The sequence below is a fragment of the Pseudoalteromonas sp. Scap06 genome, assembly GCF_013394165.1.
Taxonomy (GTDB): domain Bacteria; phylum Pseudomonadota; class Gammaproteobacteria; order Enterobacterales; family Alteromonadaceae; genus Pseudoalteromonas.
In genome coordinates, this window is record NZ_CP041330.1 from 1,218,454 (window position 1) to 1,227,500 (window position 9,047).

The following is a 9,047-nucleotide window of genomic DNA, read 5'->3' on the forward strand; positions in this document are numbered from 1 at the left end:
ACTAAAAAAGCCTTAAACTTATAGTTTAAGGCTTTTTTATATATTTTTAGATTGAACGTTGATCAGCGCCCGTAAGGATCGGCGATGATTTTATCTACGTACCATTTACCTTTTATTTTTAGCATTTCGATGCTGCGAAAATCATCAATTTTTTTACCGTTAAAATAACCAGTAAATACAATATTTATTTTAGCCTGATTGCCGTATTGTTCTCGAAGGCTTGAATTTGACATATCAATTTCAATAACTACTTCATCGTACTGTAAATTAATAAGACTACGGGCAAATTGTTTTGCTGTGCCGTATGACTTCATTATACGAGCTAGTTTAGGTGTTGCAAAATTACTGGCTTTTTGCAAATTATGCTGATTATAAAGTGCATCAAAATACACCGTGGCGGTATCGCCTGGACGATCGTTGTCGATGTACTGTTCTTTAGGTTTAGTATTTTCATTACAGCCGACGATCAAAATACTAAAAATGAGCACAAAAGAAGTTAAAATTGTTTTCATATTTGGTCAGGTTGATTACTCATACATAAAGTGTGTGATGGAATGGAGAAGATGTAAAGAGGATAGCACCGAATAGTTGCCAACTTATTAAAAAAGCAATAAAAAAGGATGTTAAAAAACATCCTTTTTTAATAAGGTCGTTCGATTACTGAACAAGCTCTTGCTCAGAAAACTCTTCATCAAACATTGGGCTTGATAAGTAGCGTTCTGTAGCGCTTGGTAAAATAACCACAATATTTTTATCTGCGTTTTCAGGACGTTCAGCAATTCGTTTTGCTGCAACCACAGCTGCACCCGAAGAAATACCGACTAAGATCCCTTCTTTTTTCATTAGCTCATGACACATTGCGATACATTCTTCATTAGACACTTGCTCTACGCCATCAATAATTGATAAGTCTAGATTCCCAGGAATAAAGCCTGCGCCAATGCCTTGTATCTTATGTGGCCCTGGTTTTACTTCTTCACCAGCAAGTGTTTGGCTAATAACTGGCGAATGGCTTGGCTCTACAGCTATTGATTTTACATTTAAGCCTTGTTCTTTTTTAAGATAACGACTTACGCCTGTAATCGTACCGCCAGTACCAACACCTGCAACAAAGAAATCGATTTCGCCATCGAGTGCATTAAAGATTTCCGGACCCGTTGTTTCAAAGTGAATTTTTGGGTTTGCCGGGTTTTCGAACTGTTGTAGCAAAATAAACTTATCTGGGTCTGCTGACTGAATTTCTTTGGCTTTAGCAATAGCGCCATTCATACCCTTAGCGCCATCTGTGAGTACTAGATTAGCACCCAGTGCCTTTAATAGTTTACGACGTTCTAAGCTCATGGTGTTTGGCATTGTAAGCGTTAGTTTGTAGCCGCGAGAAGCAGCAACAAATGCCAATGCAATACCGGTATTACCTGATGTTGGTTCTATAAGCTCTTTATCTTTGGTAAGTTGACCTGATTTTTCAGCTTCCCAAATCATTGATGCACCAATACGGCATTTGATACTAAAGCTAGGATTGCGTGATTCAACTTTAGCGTATACATTCCCACCTGTAACACGGTTAAGTTTTACCAACGGTGTGTTACCGATGCTTAGTGAGTTATCTTCAAAAATAGTAGACATAATGTTCCTTTAGGTACAATCTGATCAACACGTTAACAGCTGCTCTATTAACTTTATAAGCCTACTTTACTGTGAGATAAAAAAAGTTAAAGTAAGCTTTGGCTATAACATATATTAATTACGCTTATAACGGATTGAACTAAAAACTCAATCTGTTAATTTTTTAGTTATTAAAAAGGCGAACTTGAGATCATTTGTTCGTTTTTAACTTTGTACTTTATCCTTTGTTTATGTAGTCGTTATTTAAACAAATCAACACAACACACTTATATTTTGTTGGTTAATTGTGCAAATGAACTGCGGTTGAACAGTTTATTGACACAAACTATTCAAAACATGGTAAAAACACACTATCTAAATTCAATAAAGTAATCACCATGAAGTTAATCTTAAAATTAATTGCCGGTATTGTGGCCGGTATTTTAGTCGGGCTCTACATTCCCCTAACTGGCGTTGAGCTTTTATACACAATAAAAGAGCTTATTGGCCAGCTTATTAGTTTTACAATCCCACTGATTATTTTATTTTTTATTGCCTCAGGGATTGCCGGGCTTCCAAAAGGCTCAGGGCACCTGCTGGGGAAAACGGTGGGTTTTGCGTATGGCTCAACAATTATAGCTGGTACTTTAGCGTTTTTATTAGTGACAGCGGTTATTCCGTTTTTAAGCGGCGGGATTTCATTTGAAGCTGAAGCCGTGACCGAAGTAGGTAGCTTCATTGACTTAGAAATTCCACCGTTAATGGGTGTAATGACTGCTTTAGTCACAGCCTTTGTATTTGGTATTGGTATGAGCCAGCTTGGCTTAGACACATTAAAAACTGTGTCAGATCAGGGGCGCGATATTATTGATGGTTTACTTTCAAAAGTAATTATTCCGGCATTACCGTTTTACATTGCGGGTGTATTTGCTGAAATGACCGTAGCAGGCACCGTTGTTGATACATTACAAGCATTTGGTGTAGTACTTATTGCTGCATTAGTGATGCATTGGTTATGGTTGAGTGTTTTATACATTACCTCAGGCCTATTACTTAAGCGTAATCCTATTGAGCTAATTAAAAATATGTTACCTGCGTACTTTACTGCATTAGGAACCATGTCGAGTGCGGCAACCATTCCAGTATCTTTGCAATCAAGTAAAGCAAATAACGTTAAAGAGGATGTAGCTAACTTTACCGTGCCATTATGCGCCACTATTCATCTATCAGGTTCAACAATTACAATAGTTACCTGTGCTATGGCTGTGATGTTTTTATCGCCTAGCATGGAAGTACCTTCATTAATGGCTATGTTGCCATTCATTATGATGTTAGGTGTAGTGATGATTGCAGCGCCAGGTGCACCAGGTGGTGCAGTAATGTCGGCGTTAGGTTTATTAACTAGCATGCTTGGTTTCAACGAAGGTGCGGTGGCACTAATGATTGCACTTTACCTAGCGCAAGATAGCTTCGGCACTGCGTGTAATGTAACTGGCGATGGTATTATTGCTTTATGGGTAGACCGTTTTAGTGAAAAAGCGTCAGCATAAATCATTGGGGCGTATTTACCTGCTATAGGTAAATACGCTTTTAATCATATCGGTCATGAAGACCGATGGCGAAAGCATAATATTAGTTATGGTTTCGTCGTATCTATGCTAATGTTGAATATTAAATTTGTTAACTTGCATCTTATTAGGCTAGTGAGGGTGTTCCATTGATTAACGTACTTTTAGTTGATGACCATGAACTTGTGCGCACAGGGATCAGACGTATTCTTGATGATATACGTGGTTTTAAAGTAATAGGTGAAGCTAAAACAGGCGAAGAGGCTGTGCAGTTTTGTCGTCAGCATGCGCCAAATATAGTGTTAATGGATATGAACATGCCTGGTATGGGTGGGCTTGAGGCAACTAAAAAGATTTGCCGTTACTGCCCTGATGTAAAAATTATTGTGCTTACTGTTAATTGCGAAGACCCATTTCCAAGTAAGGTCATGCAAATTGGTGCTCATGGCTTTTTAACCAAAGGTGCTGGATCTGATGAAATGGTTCGCGCTATACGCTGTGTGCATGCAGGACAACGCTATATTGCTCCAGAAATAGCGCAACAGATTGCACTTGCGCAGGTAACCGGGCGTACCGATGAAAACCCATTTCAAAGCCTATCCGAGCGTGAACTACAAATTATGCTGATGATCACCAAAGGTGAAAAAGCACAGGATATTGCTGATCGCTTAAATTTAAGTTCTAAAACAGTAAACAGTTATCGCTATCGCATGTTTGAAAAGCTTAACGTAGGAGGCGATGTAGAGCTTACTCATTTAGCCATACGTTACAAAATGATTGATATAGATATCTCTTACTAGTCGGTATATATGTCTGAATTTGATCATGTCCAGTTTTTAAAAACATTATCGAGTGAGCCTGGCGTTTATCGCATGCTCGATAATGACAACCAAGTTATCTATGTCGGTAAAGCTAAAAGTTTAAAAAAGCGGGTAAGTAGTTACTTTCGTAGTAATATAACCGATAGTAAAACCCGTGTTTTAGTAAGTAATATTTGTAATATTGAAGTCACGCTTACTAATACAGAGACAGAAGCTTTACTGCTCGAAAACAACCTCATTAAAAAATATCAGCCACGTTATAATATTCTGTTACGTGATGATAAGTCGTACCCTTACATACTGCTCACTAATCATAAGCATCCTCGCTTAGCCTTTCATCGTGGTAGCAGAAAAGTAAAAGGTGAATATTTTGGTCCGTTTCCAAGCGCGGGGGCGGTTTCAGAAAGCTTACGCTTAATGCAAAAAATATTTCCGGTACGTCAATGCGAAGATGCCTACTACCGTGCGCGTAGTCGCCCTTGCTTACAGTATCAATTAAAACGCTGCTCTGCGCCGTGTGTAAATAAAGTCTCTGAAGATGAATACGCGCAGCAAGTTGATTATGTCCGCAAGTTTTTAACTGGTAAATCTCATGAAGTAATAGCCGATCTCATTGCTAAAATGGAAAAAGCCAGTGAGCAGCTTAATTTTGAACTTGCAGCTAAAGTTCGCGACCAAATTATGTTGCTGCGTAAAATGCAGGAGCAGCAATCTATCTCTGGCAATTTTGCGGAAATGGATGTGGTCGGCTTTGCCCATTTAAACGGTTTAAATGGGATTCATCTATTAATGATTCGCGATCATAAAGTGCTGGGTAGTAAAACTTATTTTCCAAAGGTGCCTAAAGACTCACAAGAGCAAGAAATTTTAACCTCTTTCTTAGGCCAGTATTATTTAGCCCCAGGTGCGACAGGGCGCATTGCTAAAGAAATCATTTTACCATTTGAAATAGAAGAAAGTGATGCACTAGGTGAAGCCTTGACCCAAATTAGTGAACGTAAAGTATCGCTTAAAGTGGTTACCCGTGGTGAGCGAGCACAGTACTTACAGTTAGCGAATAAAAATGCATTAAATAGTATTACGGTTAAGCAAAGCACTCAAGACTCGATAAATAAGCGTTATGCGCAATTAAAGGCTACTTTGCGTCTTGATGATATTAATCGCATGGAATGTTTTGATATCAGTCACACCATGGGTGAAAACACAGTGGCCAGTTGTGTTGTATTTGATTCTCAAGGCCCTAACAATAAAGAGTATCGTCGTTATAACGTGACCGGTATTACCGGTGGTGATGATTACGCCGCTATGGAATTTGCACTAAACAAACGTTACAACAAGTTGGTTGATGAGGAGAAAATTCCCGATGTTATTTTTATCGATGGTGGTAAAGGTCAATTAGGTAGAGCAGAGCAATATTTCGAAAACTGGCCGCATTCAAAAATGCCGCTATTAGTCGGTGTTGCAAAAGGCACTAGCCGTAAGCCGGGTCTTGAAACCTTGCTTATAGATGGCGGGCGTAAAACAATTCCTATGGATTCTGATGCACCAGCGCTTCATTTGATCCAGCATATACGCGATGAATCCCATCGTTTTGCAATTGCAGGGCACCGTAATAAGCGGCAAAAACAACGCACTCAGTCATTATTAGAGGAAATAGATGGCGTAGGTTCAAAGCGTCGACAAACATTATTAAAATATTTAGGGGGCATGCAAGGTGTAAAAGCTGCTAATATAGAACAGCTAAAGAAAGTTCCTGGGATCAGTCCTGACATGGCTGAGAAGATATTTAACCATTTGCATGACAAGGGCTAGCCCTATGTGCGAATATAGAAAAAAAGACATATCCAAGTAGTTATGTGGAATATTCCAAACACACTCACAACGTTTAGACTCTTTCTTATCCCCATTTTTTTGGTGATATTTTATATGCCTTATTCATGGGCGTTCTTTGTTGCTGCCTTTATTTTTTGGCTGGCTTCGATCACAGATATACTTGATGGCTATTTAGCCCGTAAACTTGAGCAATCAACGCCTTTTGGTGCATTTTTAGACCCGGTTGCTGATAAAGTAATGGTGTGTGCTGCCTTGGTTGCATTATCTGAGCATTACCAATCTTTGTATATGACCATTCCCGCGCTTATTATTATTAGCCGTGAAATTGTTATATCGGCGCTACGCGAATGGATGGCTGAACAGGGGAAACGCGGTAACGTAGCTGTATCCGATATGGGTAAGTTGAAAACCGCAGCTCAAATGTTAGCCATTATCGGTTTAATTTGGCAGTACGATAGCTGGATGATGTATTTAAGTTATGGCTTGCTTTATATAGCCACATTTTTAACGCTTAGTTCTATGGTGCAATATTTAGTTGCTGCATGGGGAGAATTGACCAAAAATTGATTGTAAACGTCTAATAACGCACCATTTTAGATAAAAAATAATCAAACAGTTCAAAAGTAGCATTTTTTGTGTTGACGCGTTTAATAATCTCTGTAGAATGCGTCCGTGTTGAGAGGGCATAGCCCCCTAGATAAACATAAAGCGGCACTAGCTCAGTTGGTAGAGCGCGACCTTGCCAAGGTCGAGGTCACGAGTTCGAGCCTCGTGTGCCGCTCCAGTTTATCTTAAAGCTAACCTAGTATTGAGGCGGAATGGCAGAGTGGCCATGCACCGGATTGCAAATCCGTTTACCCCGGTTCGACTCCGGGTTCCGCCTCCAATCAACACTCCACACGCTTTAATTAGCAAACTCGATGCCCGAGTGGTGGAATTGGTAGACACAAGGGATTTAAAATCCCTCGACTAACAAGTCGTGCCGGTTCAAGTCCGGCCTCGGGCACCACTTTGTGGTTTGGTTATATACACCAATATGTAACTTATAAAATTATTTAGAATTAATATGATGCGGCACTAGCTCAGTTGGTAGAGCGCGACCTTGCCAAGGTCGAGGTCACGAGTTCGAGCCTCGTGTGCCGCTCCATATTAGTTTTATCCACTTGCTTTAAATAGCAAACTCGATGCCCGAGTGGTGGAATTGGTAGACACAAGGGATTTAAAATCCCTCGACTAACAAGTCGTGCCGGTTCAAGTCCGGCCTCGGGCACCACTTTGTGGTTTGGTTGCATACACCAATATGTAACTTATAAAAAATATTTAGAATTAATATGATGCGGCACTAGCTCAGTTGGTAGAGCGCGACCTTGCCAAGGTCGAGGTCACGAGTTCGAGCCTCGTGTGCCGCTCCAAATTATTTGATATGTTTAGGCGGAATGGCAGAGTGGCCATGCACCGGATTGCAAATCCGTTTACCCCGGTTCGACTCCGGGTTCCGCCTCCAAATAATTACTCCACACGCTTTAATTAGCAAACTCGATGCCCGAGTGGTGGAATTGGTAGACACAAGGGATTTAAAATCCCTCGACTAACAAGTCGTGCCGGTTCAAGTCCGGCCTCGGGCACCACTTTATACTTTCCTTGTTTATTCTAGTTTAACTATTCTTCGATTAAACCATTAATTATAAAATCGCATCATCAAACTAGCATCTTATTCCTTACACTAAATTATTTCGTTTGTTTGAGATCTTTAAGTCTCACATTTTTCAAAAGCTTATCCCATGAATATATTACCACTGATCATTTTTATAGCTCAAACCTGACGCTAGCTACGGAAAAAACCTCTCATTTAGAACAAAATACTAAATTTAAGTTTTGCTATCGATAAGATTTTCATGCCTCACAATAGAGTACTAATATTAAGCTATTTATATAAAAGCAGTGGTACAAGGATCTTAAATGGAAGTGGTGGCTGTGCTTCGTTTGATACATAAGCGAAAGTCGGCATAAGCTTATTTCTATTAACACCATTACAATGCCACAAAATGTATTAAGAGCGTTGATGTAAACTGTTTAACTAATCGCTTATAAGGGATATGAGAAGCTTGATGATGCTAATGTGTTTGATTGGGTCTCACTAGGTGGGTACTACTATTAGTAATATAATACCAATCCGCAATAATACATAATCATTTTACGGGGCTAAACCAGACGCTAGTTGAGTTAAAAATTTCTCATATAGAACAACTAAACATCGAAATTCTTGCTTTGCCATTAACAGGTTTATCTAGCTCAATATAGGTTACTTAATTAAGTGAATTGGTACTAGACAATAAAAAAACCCGAAATGGCCATTGCCGTTTCGGGTTTTAACTTAAATCTCTTTAAAGTTATTTGTGCCAAATACCTTTCGGAATAGTTTTATTAAGCTTGTTGTTTTTACTTGGATCAAACGTCGGTAACTTTCCAGCACGTCGTTGAGCGTTGTAATCTTTGGCAAGCCATACCACAACTCCTGAGAGCATAAATAGCGCGATTACGTTTACAATCGCCATTAGGCCCATAGACACATCAGCTAGAGTCCACACTAATGGTAATTCACCAAGGGCACCAAACATCACCATACCTAACACTAATAATCTGAAGATCAGCATGCCAGATGCGTGGTTATGCTCTAAAAACAATAAGTTCGTTTCTGCATAAGAGTAGTTAGCTACAATTGATGTAAAAGCAAAAAACAAAATAGCGACTGCAACAAATATTGCGCCCCAGCTACCAACATGCTCCTCAAGCGCTGCTTGTGTAAGTGCTATACCCGTTACATCAGAGCCTGGTACTAACTGTTCTGATAATAAAATAAGCGCGGCAGTGGCAGTACAAATTATAATGGTATCTACAAATACACCTAGCATTTGTACATAACCTTGTGATGCAGGGTGAGGTGGGTTAGGAGTTGCAGTTGCTGCAGCGTTAGCTGCGCTACCCATACCCGCTTCGTTTGAGAATAACCCGCGCTTGATCCCTTGGATCATTGCTTGCATTACACCATAACCAATTGCACCAGCGCCAGCTTGTTCAAGACCAAAGGCACTTCTAATTACATGCATAAACACATCAGGCAACTCAGTGTAATTTACAGCACATATATACAGTGCAACAATTAAGTAGGCAGCGGCCATAAATGGCACTGCTAATTCAGCAAATCGTGAAATTGTTTTTA

At 39.7% G+C, this 9,047-nt stretch carries 7 protein-coding genes and 8 tRNA genes (1 of these 15 running past the window's edge); 12 read left to right on the top strand and 3 right to left on the bottom strand.

Annotated elements, in window-relative coordinates:
- Positions 1 to 62: 62 nt before the first annotated feature.
- The gene (locus FLM47_RS05615; protein ID WP_138609303.1) at positions 63 to 512 is read right to left on the bottom strand and encodes a hypothetical protein; all 450 of its coding nucleotides are present in this window, start codon (positions 510 to 512) and stop codon (positions 63 to 65) included.
- 145 nt (positions 513 to 657) lie between these two features.
- Positions 658 to 1,626: a cysteine synthase A gene (gene cysK / locus FLM47_RS05620; protein ID WP_138609305.1), complete on the bottom strand. Its 969-nt coding sequence runs from the start codon at positions 1,624 to 1,626 to the stop codon at positions 658 to 660.
- A gap of 377 nt (positions 1,627 to 2,003) precedes the next feature.
- Between cysK and FLM47_RS05625 the strand changes: the two genes are divergently transcribed.
- The 12 genes from FLM47_RS05625 to FLM47_RS05680 all read left to right on the top strand — a co-directional run bounded on the left by FLM47_RS05625 (position 2,004) and on the right by FLM47_RS05680 (position 7,455).
- Positions 2,004 to 3,155: a dicarboxylate/amino acid:cation symporter gene (locus tag FLM47_RS05625; RefSeq protein ID WP_178955647.1), complete on the top strand. Its 1,152-nt coding sequence runs from the start codon at positions 2,004 to 2,006 to the stop codon at positions 3,153 to 3,155.
- Between the two features lie 167 nt (positions 3,156 to 3,322).
- Positions 3,323 to 3,973: a UvrY/SirA/GacA family response regulator transcription factor gene (gene uvrY / locus FLM47_RS05630; protein WP_010391483.1), complete on the top strand. Its 651-nt coding sequence runs from the start codon at positions 3,323 to 3,325 to the stop codon at positions 3,971 to 3,973.
- A gap of 9 nt (positions 3,974 to 3,982) precedes the next feature.
- Positions 3,983 to 5,806: an excinuclease ABC subunit UvrC gene (gene uvrC / locus FLM47_RS05635; RefSeq protein WP_055013395.1), complete on the top strand. Its 1,824-nt coding sequence runs from the start codon at positions 3,983 to 3,985 to the stop codon at positions 5,804 to 5,806.
- A gap of 42 nt (positions 5,807 to 5,848) precedes the next feature.
- Positions 5,849 to 6,394, top strand: coding sequence for a CDP-diacylglycerol--glycerol-3-phosphate 3-phosphatidyltransferase (pgsA, locus tag FLM47_RS05640; protein WP_036933597.1), 546 nt, complete (start codon positions 5,849 to 5,851; stop codon positions 6,392 to 6,394).
- 141 nt (positions 6,395 to 6,535) lie between these two features.
- Positions 6,536 to 6,611, top strand: a tRNA-Gly gene (locus tag FLM47_RS05645).
- Between the two features lie 28 nt (positions 6,612 to 6,639).
- Positions 6,640 to 6,713, top strand: a tRNA-Cys gene (locus tag FLM47_RS05650).
- 36 nt (positions 6,714 to 6,749) lie between these two features.
- Positions 6,750 to 6,836, top strand: a tRNA-Leu gene (locus FLM47_RS05655).
- A gap of 62 nt (positions 6,837 to 6,898) precedes the next feature.
- Positions 6,899 to 6,974, top strand: a tRNA-Gly gene (locus tag FLM47_RS05660).
- 39 nt (positions 6,975 to 7,013) lie between these two features.
- Positions 7,014 to 7,100: transfer RNA gene (locus FLM47_RS05665), tRNA-Leu, on the top strand.
- Positions 7,101 to 7,163: 63 nt separating this feature from the next.
- Positions 7,164 to 7,239: transfer RNA gene (locus FLM47_RS05670), tRNA-Gly, on the top strand.
- Between the two features lie 18 nt (positions 7,240 to 7,257).
- A tRNA-Cys gene (locus tag FLM47_RS05675) sits at positions 7,258 to 7,331 on the top strand.
- 37 nt (positions 7,332 to 7,368) lie between these two features.
- Positions 7,369 to 7,455: transfer RNA gene (locus tag FLM47_RS05680), tRNA-Leu, on the top strand.
- A gap of 762 nt (positions 7,456 to 8,217) precedes the next feature.
- On the opposite strand, the gene FLM47_RS05685 is transcribed toward FLM47_RS05680, so the two are convergent.
- Positions 8,218 to 9,047 carry the 3' portion of a sodium:alanine symporter family protein gene (locus FLM47_RS05685; protein ID WP_010391487.1) on the bottom strand. 589 nt of this gene lie beyond the right edge of the window, so only the last 830 of its 1,419 coding nucleotides appear in the window; the start codon falls outside the window, past its right edge — the gene reads right to left on this strand; the stop codon is at positions 8,218 to 8,220.